Here is a 17,358-nt window from a genome sequence, read left to right as displayed (position 1 = left end):
ACCACCTGATCGGGCACGGCGTCGGCCCGGAGTCGGTCGTCGGCCTGTGCCTGCCGCAGGGCACGGAGATGATCGCGGCCATCCTGGCGGTGTGGAAGGCGGGGGCGGCGTACCTGCCCATCGACCCAGAACAGCCCGGGGAGCGGATCGCGTACATGCTGGCCGACAGCGCGGCGGTGCTGCTGCTGACGCGCGGCGGATCGCCCGCGTGGCCGGTCCGCACGCTCGCGCTGGACGACCCGGAGACGGCGGCGCAGCTGGCCGGCGAGCCCGGCACCGCGCCCGGCAGCCCGGCCGACCCCCGCAACCCCGCCTACGTCATCTACACCTCCGGCTCCACCGGCCTGCCAAAAGGCGTCGCGGTGACGCACGGCGCGCTGGCCAACTACGCCTCGGCGGTGCTGCCTCGCCTGGGCTGGGACGAACCCGGCCGCGCCTACGCGCTGCTGCAGGGGCAGGCGACCGACCTCGGCAACACGGCGCTGCTGGCCGCCCTGGTCTCCGGCGGCCGGCTGCACGTCCTCGACGCCGACCAGGTCACCGACCCGGCGGCGGTCGCGGCCGGCCTGGCCGAGCAGCGCATCGACCACTTCAAGGCGGTGCCCTCGCACCTCGCGGCGCTCGGGACGTCCGGCCTGGAGCGGGTGCTGCCCGGACGGTCGCTGGTGCTGGGCGGCGAGGCCGGCGCCCCCGAGTGGGTGGCGCGGCTGCTCGCGGCCGCCGGCGACCGCCCGGTGTTCAACCACTACGGACCCACCGAGACCACGATCGGCGTCGTCACGACGCGGCTGGACCCGGGACGCGTGGCGGCCGGCGTCGTGCCGATCGGCCGGCCGATCGCGAACACGCGGGTGTTCGTCCTGGACGAGTGGCTGTCGCCGGTGCCGGTGGGCGCCGCCGGCGAGCTGTACGTCGCCGGCGCCGGCGTGGCGCGCGGCTACGTCAACCGGGCCGGGCTGACCGGCGAGCGGTTCGTGGCCTGCCCGTTCGGCGGCCTCGGTGAGCGCATGTACCGGACAGGCGACCGCGTGCGGTGGACGCCGGACGGCGAGCTGGTGTTCCTGTCCCGCGTGGACGACCAGGTGAAGATCCGCGGCTTCCGCGTCGAGCCGGGCGAGGTCCGTGCGGTGGTGCTGGAGCATCCCGACGTGACGCAGGCGGCGGTGGTCGTCCGCGAGGACCGGCCTGGGGACAAGCGGCTGGTCGCGTACGTCGTCCCGGCCGGCGACCGTGAGGACCTGGCCGGCTCGGTACGGCGCTTCGTCGCCGACCGCCTGCCGGCCCACATGGTGCCGTCGGCCGTGGTGGCGCTGGCAGGGTTGCCCCTGACCGCGAACGGCAAGCTCGACCGCAAGGCCCTGCCCGTCCCCGAGTACGCCGTGGGTGGTCGTGGCCCGGCCAACCCGCGCGAGGAGCTGCTGTGCGAGGGGTTCGCGCACGTGCTCGGCCTGGAGCGGGTCGGCGTGGACGACGACTTCTTCGCCCTGGGCGGCCACTCGCTGATGGTGGTCTCCCTGGTGGAGTGGCTGCGCGAGCGCGGGGTCAGCGTGCCGGTACGCGCCCTGTTCCAGACACCGACGGTCGCGGAACTGGCCGCAACCGTCGAGGCGGAGCGCGTGGCGACACCGGCGAACCTGATCCCGCCGGACGCCACGGAGATCACGCCCGAGATGCTGCCGCTGGTGGAGCTGTCCCAGGCGGACATCGACCGGATCACGGCGGCAGTGCCGGACGGCGCGGCGAACGTGGCCGACATCTACCCGTTGGCCCCGCTTCAGGAAGGTCTGCTCTTCCACCATCTGCTCGCCGAGGGTGGCGACGACGCTTACGTGACGCCCACGGTGCTGGCCTTCGACACACGCACTCGGCTGGACGCCTTCACGGAGGCGTTGCAGCGGGTGATCGACCGGCACGACATCTTCCGTACGGCGGTGATGTGGGAGGGGCTGCCGGAGCCGGTCCAGGTGGTGTGGCGACGTGCGGTGCTGCCCGTGTCCGAGGTGACGGGTGATCTGGTGGCCACGGTGGGTCTGTCGATGGACGTGGGCCGCGCGCCCCTGCTGGATGTGCACGTCAGGCAGGACGATGACCGCTGGTTCGCTCTGGTGCGGGTGCATCACCTGGTGCAGGACCACCTGGGTTTGGAGGTGGTGTTGGGCGAGGTGGCGGCCTTCCTGGACGGGCGCGGTGACGAGCTGCCCGAGCCGCTGCCGTTCCGCGACTTCGTGGCCCAGGCCCGTAACAGCGCGAGCACCGAAGAGCACGAGCGCTTCTTCGCCGGCCTGCTCGGTGACGTCGAGGAGACGACCGCGCCGTTCGGCCTCATGGACGTCCGTGGCGGCAGCGACGACACGCGGCGCGCACGCGTGCCGGTCCCCGACGAGGTGGCGGCCGGGGTGCGGCGGGTGGCGCGCGAGCTCGGCGTGAGCCCGGCGACGGTGCTGCATGTGGCGTGGGCCCGGGTGCTGGCAGCAGTGGCCGGGCGGGACGACGTGGTGTTCGGGACGGTGTTGTTCGGCCGCATGAACGCGGGCGCCGGCGCCGACCGGGTCCCTGGGCCTTACATCAACACGCTGCCGGTCCGGGTGCGGGTCGGTGAGACCGGGGTCGCGCAGGCGGTCATTGGGATGCGGGGGCAGCTGGCGGAGCTGCTGGCGCACGAGCACGCCTCTCTCGCGGTGGCGCAGCGGGCGAGCGGGGTGCCAGGAGATGCGCCGCTGTTCACCTCGCTGTTCAACTACCGACACAACAGCGCCGACGACCAGGTAACCGACACCTTCGACGGCATCACGATCGCCTTCTCCCAGCAGCGCGACAACTTCCCCCTCTCCGTGGCCGTGGACGACGACGGCCGCACCCTCGGCCTGGTGGTCGACGTCGTGCCGCCGATCGACCCGCACGCGGTGGGCGCCCTGCTCGCCACGGCCGTCGAGAACCTCGTCCACGCCGACGCCGGCACACCGCTCGCGGCGATCGGCGTCCTGGACGAGGACGAGCGGCACCGGCTGCTCGACGAGTGGAACGACACGACGGCGGAGACCCACCTGACCTCGGTCGTCGCGGGCGTCGAGGCGCAGGCCGCGCGGACGCCCGACGCGGTGGCCGTGACCTGCGAAGGAACGCAGGTGACCTACGCCGAGCTGGACGCGCGGGCGAACCGGCTGGCCCGCCTGCTCATCGCGCGCGGCGCGGGCCCTGAGTCGATCGTCGGCGTCGCGCTGGAGCGCGGCATCGACCTCGTCGCGGCCGTGCTCGGCGTGCTCAAGGCGGGCGCCGCGTACCTGTCCATCGACGTGAGCCACCCCGCGGACCGCATCGCCGGCATCCTGGCCGACGCCCGGCCGGTGGTGGTCGTCGGACGGGCGGACACGCCAGGGGACGCCTCCGTGGTGGCGCTGGACGACCCGGCGGTCGCGGCCGAGCTGGCCGCCCTGCCGGACACCCCGCTCCGGGAACGCCCGCTGCCGCGACAGCCGGCCTACGTCATCTACACCTCCGGTTCGACGGGCCGCCCGAAGCCGGTGGTGGTGCCGCACGGCGCGTTCGCCAACACGGTGGAGGCCGCGGTGGCGTGCGTGGGCACCGGGCCCGCGTCGCGGGTGGCGCAGTTCGCCTCGCCCGGGTTCGACATCTTCTGTACGGACTGGTCGGTGGCGCTGGTGTCCGGCGCGACGCTGGTCGTGGTGCCGCAGGACCGCCGGGCCGGGGCCGACCTGGCGACGTTCCTGACCGAGGAGCGGGTGACGCACGTGTGGCTGCCGCCCCAGGTGCTGGCCGGGCTGGACCCGGACGCCGTCCCGCCGGACATGGTCATCGAGGTGGGCGGCGAGGCGTGCCCGCGCGAGGTGGTGGACCGCTGGGCGGCGGGACGGGTCATGTTCAACACCTACGGCCCGACCGAGACCACGGTGGACGCCACGGTCTGGCGCTGCCGTCCCGGCGTCGACGAGGTGCCGATCGGCCGGCCGATCGCGAACACCAGGGCGTACGTGCTCGACCGGCGGCTGCGGCCGGTCCCCGTGGGCGCGGCGGGCGAGCTGTACCTGGCGGGCGCGGGCCTGGCGCGCGGCTACCGGCCGGCGCTGACGGCGGAGCGGTTCGTGGCCTGCCCGTTCGGCGGCGCGGGCGAGCGCATGTACCGCACGGGCGACGTCGCGAAATGGACCGCGGACGGCGACCTGGTGTTCCTGGGACGCGCCGACGACCAGGTCAAGATCCGCGGCTTCCGGATCGAGCCCGGCGAGGTGCAGGCCGTCGTCGCCGAGCACCCCGGCGTGGCGCGGGCCGCGGTGATCGCGCGCGACGACGAGCGCGGCGACCGGCGGCTCGCCGCCTACGTGGTGCCCGCCGCCGCCGCCGAGGGCGAGGGCGAGGGCGAGGGCCTGGCCGAGTCGGTACGCGCATTCGCGGCCCGCCGCCTGCCCCACTACATGGTGCCGTCCGTGACGGTGCTGGAGTCGCTGCCGCTGACCGTCAACGGCAAGCTCGACCGCAGGGCGCTGCCCGCCGAAACGGCGGGCCCCGTGGGGCGGCGGCCGTCCGGGCCCCGCGAGGAGCTGCTGTGCGCGGCGTTCGCGGACGTGCTCGGCCGGCCCGAGGTCGGCATGGACGACGACTTCTTCGCCGTCGGCGGCCACTCCCTGCTGGCGGTGCGGCTGGTCAGCAGGATCCGCACCGTGCTCGGCGCCGAGGTGAGCGTCAGGACGCTGTTCGACGCGCCGACGCCGGCCGCGCTCATGGAGCGGCTGGACGAGGCACGCGCGGCGCGGGCGCCCCTGGCCGTGCGGGGACGGCCCGAGCGGGTGCCCCTGTCGTACGCCCAGCGCCGCCTGTGGTTCATCAACCGGCTGGAGGGGCCGAGCCCCGCCTACAACATCCCCGTCGTCCTGGAACTGACCGGCGACCTCGACCGCGCGGCGCTGGAAGCGGCCTTCCGCGACGTGCTCGACCGGCATGAGGTGCTGCGGACGGTCTACCCGATCGTGGACGGAGAGCCGTACCAGCGGGTCCTTCACCTGGACGAGCTGGACTGGGAGCTGCCGGTCGCCGAGGTGGCGCCGCTGGACGCCGAGGACGCGATCGGCCGGGCCTGCGCCCACACCTTCGACCTGACCACCGAGCCGCCGATCAGGGCGTCGCTGCTGAGCACCGCGCCCGGCAGGCAGGTGCTCGTCGTCGTCGCCCACCACATCGCCGTGGACGGCTGGTCGATGGCGCCGCTGGCCAGGGACCTGTCGGCGGCCTACGAAGCCCGCCAGGCGGGACGGGCCCCGGCCTGGGAGCCGCTGCCGGTCCAGTACGCCGACTATGCCCTGTGGCAGCGCGACCTGCTGGGCGCCGAGGACGACCCGGGCAGCCTGCTGTCCCGCCAGGTCGCCTACTGGCGGGAGACGCTCGCCGGTGCACCGGAGGAGCTGACGCTGCCCTTCGACCGCGCACGCCCCGGCCTGCCCGGCCACCAGGGCCATCTCGCGCCCTTCGAGGTGCCCGCCGACGTGCACGCCCGGCTGGCGCGGGTGGCGCGGGCCGAGGGCGCGACCACCTTCATGGTGTTGCAGGCGGCGCTCGCGGTGCTGCTGGCCAAGCTGGGCGGGGGCCGGGACGTCCCGATCGGCGCGGCGCACGCCGGGCGCACGGACGAGGCGCTGGACGACCTGGTCGGGTTCTTCGTCAACACGCTGGTGCTGCGCGCGGACCTGTCGGGGGATCCGACGTTCCGCGAGGTGCTGGGCCGGGTGCGGGCGGCGAGCGTGGCCGGTCTCGCCCACCAGGACGTGCCGTTCGAACGCCTGGTGGAGGAGCTGGCGCCGTCGCGGTCGCTCTCCCGCCACCCCCTCTTCCAGGTCATGCTCACCCTGCAGAACAACGCCGACGCCGTGCTCGACCTGCCGGGCGTGCGCGCGGCGGGGCTGCCGGCGACCGGCGCGGCGGCCAAGGTCGATCTGGACGTGCTGGTGGCGGAGTCGTTCGACGAGCACGGCGACCCCGCAGGACTGCGCGGCGCCGTGACTGCCGCCGCCGACGTCTTCGAACCCGGCACCACCACGCGGCTCGCCGGGCATTGGGCCCTCGTGCTCGCCGCGCTGGCAGAGGACCCCGACCGGCCGCTGTCGGCGATCGAGGCCATCAGCGCGGACGAGCGCCGCCGCACGCTGACCGACTGGAACGACTCCGCCGTGGACGTGGACCCCGCGCTGGTCGTCGAACGGTTCGAGACCAGGGCCGCGACCCGGCCCGGCGACGTGGCCGTGGTGTGGGACGGGCGCGAGGTGACGTACGGCGACCTGGACGCGCGGGCGAACCGGCTGGCCCGGCTGCTGCTCGCCCGCGGCGTCGGCCCCGAGGCCCTGGTGGCGGTCGTGCTCGGCAGGGGCGTGGACGTGCTGATCGCCGTGCTCGGCGTGCTGAAGGCGAGCGGCGCGTACCTGCTGGTCGACCCCGACCACCCGGCGGCGCGGGTGGAGTGGATGCTGCGCGACGCGGCGCCGGTCGTCACCGTGGTGAACGCCGAGACGGCGGCGCTCGTCGCCGAGGACGTCCCCGTGCTGCGGCTCGACGGTCCCGACGTGGCGGCGCACTCCGGCGCGCCCCTACCCGCGGAAGCGCGCGCCGCCCTGTCGCCGGAGCACCTGGCGTACGTCATCTACACCTCGGGCTCGACCGGCCGCCCGAAGGGCGTGGCCGTCACCCACGGCGGCCTGGCCAACACCGCGACCGCGCTGGCCAGGCGATACCCGGAGCCCATCGGGCCGGGGTCGCGGATCCTGCAGTTCGCGTCGGTGGGCTTCGACCAGTTCGGCCTGGAATGGGTGCTGGCGCTGCTGACCGGCGCGACCCTCGTCGTGGTGCCCGCCGACCGGCGCGCCGGATCCGCGCTGTCGAGCTTCCTGGCGGAGCACGCGGTCACCCACGCCGTGCTGTCGCCCGCGGTGCTGGCCGGCATGGAGGAGGGCTCCGTCGCGCCCGGCGTCGTGCTGGACGTCGGCGGCGAGGCCCTCACCCCCGCCCTGGTGGACCGGTGGAGCCCAGGACGCGCCATGTACAACGGCTACGGGCCGGTGGAGACCACCATCGACGCGGTCGCCTGGCGCTGCCGGCCCGGCGTGACCGAGGTGCCGATCGGCCGCCCCATCGCGAACACGCGGGTCTACGTCCTGGACGAATGGCTGGCCCCGGCCCCGGTGGGCGTGGCGGGCGAGCTGTATCTCGCGGGCGCCGGCCTCGCCCGCGGCTACGCGGGACGTCACGGGCTGACCGCCGAGCGGTTCGTCGCCTGCCCCTTCGGCGGCCCCGGCGAGCGCATGTACCGCACCGGCGACGTGGCCAAGTGGAACGCGGACGGTGAGCTGGTGTTCGTCGGCCGCTCCGACGACCAGGTGAAGATCCGCGGCATGCGCATCGAGCCGGGCGAGATCCAGGCCGTGGTGCTGGAGCATCCTGACGTCGCGCAGGCGGCGGTGGTCGTCCGCGAGGACCGGCCCGGGGACAAGCGGCTGGTCGCGTACGTCGTCCCGGCCGTCGCCCCGGCCGGCCTCGCCGCGTCGGTACGGCGCTTCGTCGCCGTCCGGCTGCCCGCCCACATGGTGCCCGCCGCCGTGGTCCCGCTCGACGCGCTGCCCCTCAACGCCAACGACAAACTGGACCGCAAAGCCCTGCCGGCACCCGAGTACACGGTCGGCAGCCGCGGCCCGGCGAACCCGCGCGAGGAGCTGCTGTGCGAGGGGTTCGCGCACGTGCTCGGCCTCGAGCGGGTCGGGGTCGACGATGACTTCTTCGCTTTGGGGGGCCACTCGCTGCTGGTCGTCTCCCTGGTGGAGTGGCTTCGGGCGCGGGGTGTGGCGGTGTCGGTGCGGGCGCTGTTCCAGACGCCGACGGTGGCGGGGCTCGCCGCGGTGGCCGGGGTCGAGCAGGTCGTGGTGCCGCCGAACGCGATCCCCGACGACGCCACGGGGATCACCCCGGACATGCTGCCGCTGGTGGAGCTGTCCCAGGCGGACATCGACCGGATCGTGGCCGGGGTGCCGGGGGGTGCGGCGAACGTAGCCGACATCTACCCGTTGGCCCCGCTTCAGGAAGGTCTGCTCTTCCACCATCTGCTCGCCGAGGGTGGCGAGGACGCGTATGTGACGCCGACCGTGCTGGCCTTCGAGTCCCGGGCGCGGCTGGACGCTTTCACGGAGGCGTTGCAGCGGGTGATCGACCGGCACGACATCTTCCGTACGGCGGTGATGTGGGAGGGGCTGCCGGAGCCGGTCCAGGTGGTGTGGCGACGTGCGGTGCTGCCCGTGTCCGAGGTGACGGGTGATCTGGTGGCCACGGTGGGTTTGTCGATGGACGTGGGCCGCGCGCCGCTCCTGGATGTGCACGTCAGGCAGGACGATGACCGCTGGTTCGCTCTGGTGCGGGTGCATCACCTGGTGCAGGACCACCTGGGTTTGGAGGTGGTGTTGGGCGAGGTGGCGGCCTTCCTGGACGGGCGCGGTGACGAGCTGCCCGAGCCGCTGCCGTTCCGCGACTTCGTGGCCCAGGCCCGTAACAGCGCGAGCACCGAAGAGCACGAGCGCTTCTTCGCCGGCCTGCTCGGTGACGTCGAGGAGACGACCGCGCCGTTCGGTGTGGTGGACGTGCGGGGAAGCGGGGCCGACGTCAGGGAGGTTCAGGTCCCGATCGCCGGTGAGGTGGCGGCCGGGGTGCGGCGGGTGGCGCGCGGGCTGGGGGTGAGCCCGGCGACGGTGCTGCATGTGGCGTGGGCTCGGGTCCTGGCGGCGGTGTCGGGCCGGGACGACGTGGTGTTCGGGACGGTGTTGTTCGGCCGCATGAACGCGGGCGCCGGCGCGGACCGCGTTCCCGGGCCTTACATCAACACGCTGCCGGTCCGGGTGCGGGTCGGTGAGACCGGGGTCGCGCAGGCGGTCATTGGGATGCGGGGGCAGCTGGCGGAGCTGCTGGCGCACGAGCACGCCTCGCTGGCGGTGGCGCAGCGGGCGAGCGGGGTGCCAGGAGATGCGCCGCTGTTCACCTCGCTGTTCAACTACCGGCACAACGGCGGTGACGACCAGGCCCCGGACGCCTTCGACGGCATCGAGGTCGCCTACTCGCAGGAACACACGAACTACCCCCTGCTGGTCTCCGTGAACGACGACGGCGACCGGCTCCGGGTGGTGGTCGGCGCGGTGGCGCCCATCGACCCCGTGCTGGTCGCCGAGGTGCTGTGCACGACGGTCGGCAACCTGGTGCACGCCTTGGAGGCCGACACGGGGACGCCGCTGGCGGTGGTCGGGGTGCTGGATGAGCGCGAACGGCGCGTGCTGGAGGAGTGGAACGACACCGCCGCGACCGTGCTGGACGCGACTGTGGTGGATTTGTTCGAGGCGCAGGTCGCGCGGACGCCGGATGCGGTGGCCGTGGTGTGTGAGGGCGTCGGGGTGAGCTATGCGGAGCTGGACGCTCGGTCGGATCGGCTCGCGAACGCGCTCGTCGGGCGTGGGGTGGGGCCGGAGTCGATCGTGGGGGTGGCGCTCGAACGCGGCATCGACCTGATCGTGGCCGTGTTCGGCGTGTTGAAGGCGGGCGGCGCCTATCTTCCGATCGACGTCAGTTACCCCGCCGAACGCATCGCCTACCTGGTGGAGGATGCCCGCCCTGTGACGGTGCTCGTCTCTGCGGCGACAGCGGCCGTGGTGCCGGGTCCGGTGCTGGTCGTGGACGACGCGGTTGGCGCCGAGGGGCCGGTCCGCAGGGTGGGGCTGCGGCCGGAGCATCCGGCTTATGTGATCTACACGTCGGGCTCCACCGGGCGTCCGAAGGGCGTGCTGGTCGAGCACCGGTCGCTGGCCAATCTGCTGCACTGGGCCGCGTGCACGTTCAGCGAGTTGTCGCGGGTGCTGGCGGCGACGTCGCTGAGTTTCGATGTGTCGGTCTTCGAGATCTTCGCGCCGCTGGTGTCGGGTGGCTCGATCGAGATCGTCGACGACCTGCTGGCGTTGGCTGATCGTGGCCGGTCGTGGGAGGTGTCGCTGGTCAGCGCGGTGCCCTCGGCGCTGTCGCAGGTCCTGGCCGAGACGACGGCGCGGCCCGGCCGCGTGGTGCTGGCCGGTGAGGCGCTGAGCGCGCCGGTCATGCGCGCGGTGAGGGAGGCGCTGCCGGGTGCGCGGGTGGACAACATCTACGGCCCGACCGAGGCCACGGTGTATGCGGCGGCCTGGCACGGCACCACCTCGGGCGCGCCGCCGATCGGCCGGCCGCTGACCAACACGCGCCTGTATGTCCTCGATCAGGGGTTGCGGCCGGTCCCGGTGGGCGCGGCGGGCGAGCTCTACATCGCCGGTGCCGGGTTGGCGCGGGGGTATGTGAGGCGGCCTGGGTTGACGGCGGAGCGGTTCGTGGCGTGCCCCTATGGCGGTCGCATGTATCGCACCGGTGACTTGGCGCGGTGGAACGCCGACGGTGAGGTGGAGTACCTCGGCCGGGTCGATGAGCAGGTCAAGGTGCGTGGGTTCCGGGTGGAGCCGGGCGAGATCGAAACCGTGCTGGCGGCGCATCCTTCGGTGGCCCAGGCCGTGGTGGTGGCCCGGGAGGACACGCTGGTCGCCTACATCGTCCCGGATGAGCCCGGCGTGGCGGAGGGAGTGCGGCGGTTCACCGCCGACCGCCTGCCCGGCCACATGGTGCCGGCGGCGGTGGTGGAGCTGGAGGCCCTGCCGTTGAACGCCAACGGCAAGCTGGACCGCCGCGCCCTGCCCGCGCCCGAGATCCCTGTGTCGGCGGCCGGTCGGGGGCCCGCCGACGCGCGCGAAGAGATCCTGTGCGGCCTGTTCGCCGACGTCCTCGGCCTGGACCGGGTGGGCGTGGACGACGACTTCTTCGACCTGGGCGGCCACTCGCTGCTGGCCGTACGGCTGATCAGCCGGATCAGGTCCGTGCTCGGCACGGAGGTGGCCGTCCGCACCCTGTTCGAGTGCCCGACGGTCGCCGGCCTCGCCGCCCGCCTCACCGACGGCGACCGGGCCAGGACACCCCTGACCGCGCGGCCACGTCCGGAACGGGTGCCGCTCTCGTACGCACAGCGCCGCCTCTGGTTCATCCAGCAGCTGGAGGGCCCGAGCGCCACGTACAACGTGCCCGTCATGCTGAAGCTGACCGGCCACCTCGACCGCGAGGCCCTGGCCGCCGCCATGCGGGACGTGCTCGACCGGCACGAGTCCCTGCGCACGATCTTCCCCGCCCACGACGGCGAGCCGTACCAGCACGTGCTCGGCATGGACGAGACCGGCTGGACGCTGCACATCATGGACGCGGGCGCCGACCGCGACGCGGCCGTGGACGCCGTCGTCGGCCACGCCTTCGACGTGTCATCGGAGATCCCGGTACGCGCCGCGCTCCTGTCCGCGAGCCCCGACGAGCACGTCCTCGTCATGGCCGTGCACCACATCGCCGGTGACGGCTGGTCGATGGGCCCGCTCGCGCAGGACGTCTCCACCGCGTACGCGGCCCGCAGGGAAGGCCGCGCCCCCGCCTGGCGGGAACTGCCCGTCCAGTACGCCGACTACGCGCTCTGGCAGCGCGACCTGCTCGGCGACGAGGACGACCCCGGCAGCGTCATCTCCCGCCAGGTCGCCTACTGGCGGGACACGCTGGACGGCGCGCCTCAGGAGCTGCCGCTGCCGTTCGACCGTCCACGCCCGGCCGTCGCCAGCCACCGCGGCCACCAGGCGGGCGCGCGGGTGGGCGCCGAGGTGCACGCCCGGCTGAGGGAGGTGGCGCGGGCCGAGGGCGTCACGCCGTTCATGGTGCTGGAGGGCGCGCTCGCCGTCCTGCTGTCCCGCCTCGGCGCCGGTGACGACATCGTGGTCGGGTCGGCCAGCGCGGGACGTACGGACGAGGCGCTGGACGGGCTGGTCGGCTGCTTCGTCAACGCGCTGGTGCTGCGCACGGACCTGTCGGGGAACCCGACGTTCCGCGAGGTGCTGGCCAGGGTGCGGGCGGCGAACCTGGGCGCCTTCGCCCACCAGGACGTGCCGTTCGAACGCCTGGTGGAGGAGCTCGCACCGTCCAGGTCGCTGGCGCGGCACCCGCTCTTCCAGGTCGTCTTCACCAAGCAGGACACCGTCGAAGCGGTGCTCGACCTGCCGGGCGTCGAGGCGAGCGGCATGCCGGCGGGGCTGTCGTCCGCCAAGTTCGACCTCGACGTGCTGGTGGGGGAGTCGTTCTGCGAGGACGGCACCCCGGCCGGCGTGTCCTGCTCGGTGACCGTCGCGGCCGACCTGTTCGAGGCGGGGACGGCGCGGCGCATCGCCGAGCGGTGGGTCCGCGTGCTGGAGGCGCTGACCGCCGACCCGGGGCTGCGGGTGGGCGCGGTGGACGTGGCGGGACCCGCCGAGCGGGAGCTGATGCTGCGGGAGTGGAACGGCCAGGCCGTGGACGTGCCGGCCGCGTCCGTGGCGGAGCTGTTCGCCGCGCAGGCCGCCCGTACGCCGGGCGCGGTGGCCGTGACCTGCGCGGGCACCGACCTCACGTACGCCGATCTGGACGCCGAGGCGAACCGGCTCGCCCGGTACCTCGCGGCCCAGGGCGTCGGCCCCGAGTCGGTGGTCGGGCTGTGCCTGCCGCGCGGCGTGGACGCCGTGGCCGCGATGCTCGCCGTGTGGAAGGCCGGTGGCGCCTACCTGCCCATCGACCCGGGGCAGCCCGTGGAGCGGACCGCGTACATGCTGGCCGACAGCAGGGCGATGCTGCTGCTGACCGTCGAGGAGATCCTGGAGGAGCTGCCCGCGGGACGCCTGCGCATGGTCGCCCTCGACGACCCCATGACCGCCGCCCACCTCGCTGCCGTGCCGGAGAGCGCGCCTGACACGGTGACGAGGGCCGGCGGGACCGCGTACGTGATCTACACCTCGGGCTCGACGGGCCGCCCCAAGGGCGTGGCCGTCACCCACGGCGCGCTGGCCAACTACGTGACCTGCGTGCCGCCGCAGGTCGGGCTCGGCGCGCCGGGCGCCGCCCACGCGCTGCTGCAGGCGCCGACCACCGACCTCGGCAACACCGTGCTGTTCGCCAGCCTGGCCACCGGCGGACGCCTGCACATCCTCGACGCCGACCAGGTCACCGACCCGGCCGCGGTCGCGTCCTACCTGGCCGAGCACCGCATCGACCACCTCAAGGCGGTGCCCTCGCACCTCGCGGCGCTGGGGACGCGGGACCTGGAAGGGGTGCTGCCCGGCCGGTCGCTGGTGCTGGGCGGCGAGGCCGCGCCGCCGGAATGGGTGGCCGACCTGCTCGCCGCCGCCGGCGAGCGCGCGGTGTTCAACCACTACGGGCCCACCGAGACCACGATCGGCGTCGTCACGGGACGCCTCACCCCCGGCCTGGTCGCCGGCGGGGTCGTGCCGCTCGGCCGGCCCATCGGCAACACGCGCGTGCTGGTGCTGGACGGCAACCTCGCGCCGGTGCCCGTGGGCGTCGCGGGCGAGCTGTACGTCGCAGGCCCCGCCCTGGCCCGCGGCTACGTCGGCCGTCCCGGGCTGACCGCAGAACGGTTCGTGGCCTGCCCCTTCGGCGGGCGCATGTACCGGACCGGCGACCTCGCCAAGTGGACCGCCGACGGGCAACTCGTGTTCGCCGGCCGGGTCGACGACCAGGTCAAGGTACGCGGCTTCCGCGTCGAACCCGGCGAGATCCAGGCCGTCATCGCCGCGAGCCCGCTGGTGGCGCAGGCCGCCGTGATCGCCCGCGAGGACACGCCGGGGGAGGTGCGGCTCGTCGCGTACGTCGTCCCGCACGACGACGGCCCCGACCTGCCGGACGAGGTGCGCCGCCACGCCGCCGCCCGCCTGCCCGAGCACATGGTGCCGTCGGCGGTGGTCACGCTGGCGGAGCTGCCGCTGACCTCGAACGGCAAGGTGGACCGCAAGGCCCTGCCCGCGCCCGAGTACTCCGGTGGCGGCGGCCGGCCGCCCGCGAATGCCCGCGAGGAGCTGCTGTGCGCGGCGTTCGCCGAGGTGCTGGGCCTGGAGCGGGTGGGCGTGGAGGACGACTTCTTCGCGCTGGGCGGTCACTCGCTGCTGGTGGTGTCGCTGGTCGAGCGGTTGCGGGCGCGCGGGGTGTCGGTGTCGGTGCGTGCGTTGTTCGAGACGCCGACCGTGGCCGGGCTCGCGGAGGCCGTCGCCGAGGAGGCCCGCGTGGAGGCGCCGCCCAGCGCCGTCCCCGAAGGCGCCCATGAGATCACGCCCGAGATGGTGCCGCTCGTCAGCCTGTCGCAGGCGGAGCTCGACCGGATCGCCTCTGGGGTGCCGGGCGGCGCGGCCAACGTCGCCGACATCTACCCGCTGGCGCCGCTGCAGGAAGGTCTGCTGTTCCACCACCTGCTCGCGGGTGGTGGCGGCGACGTCTACATGCGGCCGGTCGTCCTCGAGTTCGAGTCAAGGGAACGGCTGGACGAGCTGGTGACGGCGTTGCAGCGGGTCATCGACCGGCACGACATCTTCCGGACGTCGCTGGCCTGGGAAGGGCTGCGGGAGCCTGTCCAGGTGGTGTGGCGGCGGGCCGTGCTGCCGGTCGAGACGGTGGAGCTGGACGCCTCCGGCGGCGACCTCGTCGATCAGCTCATCGCCACCGCAGGACTGTCCATGGACCTCGGCCGCGCGCCCCTGCTGGATCTGTGCACCGCCCGCGTGCCCGGCTCCGAGCGGTGGCTGGCCATGGTCCGCATGCACCACATGGTCCAGGACCGCACCGGCACCGACGTGCTGCTCACCGAAGTGGCCGCGTTCCTCGGCGGGCGCGGTGGTGAGCTGGCCGAGCCGGTGCCGTTCCGCAACTTCGTGGCTCAGGCCAGGAGCGGGGTCCGTGAGGAGGAGCACGAGCGCTTCTTCGCAGGGCTCCTGGGTGACGTGGAAGAACCTACGGCGCCGTTCGGGCTCCTGGACGTACGCGGCGACGGCACCGACGTGCGGCGCGCCGTCGCGCAGATCGACGCCGGCCTGACCACCCGCGTACGGGACGTTGCCAGACGCCTGGCCGTCAGCCCTGCCACCGTGATGCACGTGGTGTGGGCCCGGGTGCTGGGGGCGGTGTCGGGGCGTGTGGACGTGGTGTTCGGGACGGTGCTGTTCGGGCGGATGAACGCGGGGGTGGGGGCTGATCGGGTTCCTGGTCCGTTCATCAACACGCTGCCGGTGCGGGTGCGGCTGGGTGCCGGGGTCGGTGAGGTGGTGTCCGGGATGCGCGGGCAGCTGGCGGGGCTGCTGGTGCACGAGCACGCGCCGCTGGCCGTGGCCCAGCGTTCGAGCGGGGTGCCCGCCGACGCGCCGCTGTTCACCTCGATCCTCAACTACCAGCGCAGCACCGCCGACGAGACGGACGAGGCGCCGGAGCTCGACGGCGTCCGGGTGGTGCGGGTGATCGACCGCACCAACTATCCGCTGTCGGTGGCGGTGGATGACCGGGGCGACGCGATGTCGGTCGTGGTGGATGCGGTCGCCGGGGTGGACGCGGAGGTCGTGGCCGGGCTGGTCCGCACGGTCGTGGAGAACGTGGTCGAGGCGTTGGAGTCGGCTCCGGACACCTCATTGGCAGAGGTGGGGGTGCTGGACGCGGCGGATCTTGAGCGGCTGGCTTCCTGGGGGACTGGTCCTGAGGGGTCGTTGGCGGGGACGGTGGCGGAGCTGTTCGAGGCGCAGGTGGATCGGGATCCGGCTGCGGTGGCGGTGGTGAGTGAGCAGGGAGAGGTGTCGTTCGGCGAGCTGGAGGTGCGCGCGAACCGGCTGGCCCGGGCGCTGCTGAGCCGGGGAGTGGGGCCGGAGTCTGTGGTCGCGGTGGCGCTGGAACGTGGCGTGGACCTGATGGTGGCGCTGCTGGGGGTGCTGAAGGCGGGCGCGGCTTATCTGCCGGTGGACGTCACTTACCCGGAAGCGCGCATCGAGTCCATGCTCGCGCAGGCTGGGGTGCGGGTGGCGGTCGCGTCGCCGGGGCTGTTGCCGGACGCTGTGGACATCGATGCTGTGGCGGATCTGGCGGGCGGCCGGTTGTCAGTCGATGAGCGGGGTGTGCTGTGTGTCGATCAGGCGGCGTATGTGATGTTCACGTCCGGTTCGACGGGGGCGCCGAAGGGTGTGGTGGTCTCGCATGCCGGGATCGGCGCGTTGGTCGAGGGGCAGCGACGCTGGCTGGGTATCGGGCAGGGCTCGCGGGTGGCGCAGTTCGCGTCGCCGGGCTTCGACACCTTCGGCTGGGAGTGGCTGGGGCTGCTTTCGGGGGCGTCGCTGGCGATCGTGCCGGAGGGAGCGCGGTTGGGTGAGGCGCTTTTGCGGGCGCTTACCGTCTTCGGGGTGTCGCATGTGACGTTGCCGCCGGCGGTGCTGGCGGGGCTGGACCCGGTGGGGCTGGATGCGAGCGTGACGGTGACGGCGGCGGGTGAGGCGTTGACGGCGGCCGTGCTGGAGGGCTGGAGCACCGGCCGGCGGATGTTCAATTCCTATGGGCCGTGCGAGACGACGGTGGATGCCACCTTGTGGCAGTGCGGCTCGCAGCGGGTGGCGATCGGGCGGCCGGTCATCGATACCCGGGTTTGGGTTCTGGACGAGCGGTTGGTGCCGGTTCCGGTTGGAGTCGCCGGCGAGGTCTATGTGGCGGGGCCGGGGGTGGCGCGCGGGTATGTGGGCCGGCCGGGGTTGACGGCCGAGCGGTTCGTGGCGTGTCCGTTCGGGGGTGGGCGGATGTATCGCACGGGCGATGTGGCGCGCTGGGATGACGGTGAGCTGGTCTACGTCGGGCGGGCGGATGAGCAGGTGAAGATCCGCGGCATGCGGATCGAGCCGGGCGAGGTGCGCGCGGTGCTGGCCGCGCACCCGGACGTGGCGCAGGCCGCGGTGATAGTGCGTGACGACTCGGGGGACAAGCGGCTGGTCGGTTACGTGGTGCCCGCCGCACAGGCCGTCGATGTGGAGGAGGTGCGGCGGTTCGCGGGCGAGCGGTTGCCGGAGTTCATGGTGCCGTCGGGGCTGGTGGTGCTGGATGAGCTGCCGCTGACGGTGAACGGCAAGCTCGACCGCGGCGCGCTGCCGGCGCCGGAGGTGACGCGGGCGAGCAGGGGACCGGCGGATGCGCGGGAGGAACTGCTGTGTGCGGCCTTCGCCGAGGTGCTCGGGCTGCCCGACGTGGGGGTGGACGACGACTTCTTCGCGCTGGGCGGGCATTCGCTGCTGGCGGTGCGGCTGGTGAGCCGGATCCGGGCGCAGGGCATCGAGGTGCCGGTGCAGGCGCTGTTCGAGGCGCCCACGGTGGCCCGGCTGGCCAGGTACTCGGGCCGTGAACGCGTCCCGGTGCCGCCGAACGCGATCCCCGCAGGCGCCCGCGTGATCA

1 protein-coding gene (running past both ends of the window) is annotated in these 17,358 nt (G+C 73.8%); it reads left to right on the top strand.

Every position in this 17,358-nt window falls within one protein-coding gene, locus AB0K12_RS27635, for a non-ribosomal peptide synthase/polyketide synthase, read on the top strand. The gene is 22,038 nt long; 1,519 of those nucleotides lie to the left of the window and 3,161 to its right, leaving coding positions 1,520-18,877 in view (codon 507, partial, through codon 6,293, partial); the first complete codon in view begins at window position 3. Both codon boundaries (start and stop) fall beyond the window edges.

This window comes from Nonomuraea sp. NPDC049419, assembly GCF_040676995.1.
Taxonomy (GTDB): domain Bacteria; phylum Actinomycetota; class Actinomycetes; order Streptosporangiales; family Streptosporangiaceae; genus Nonomuraea; species Nonomuraea salmonea.
Note: the sequence above shows the minus strand (reverse complement) of the source record. Positions and strands in the feature narration are given on the sequence as shown.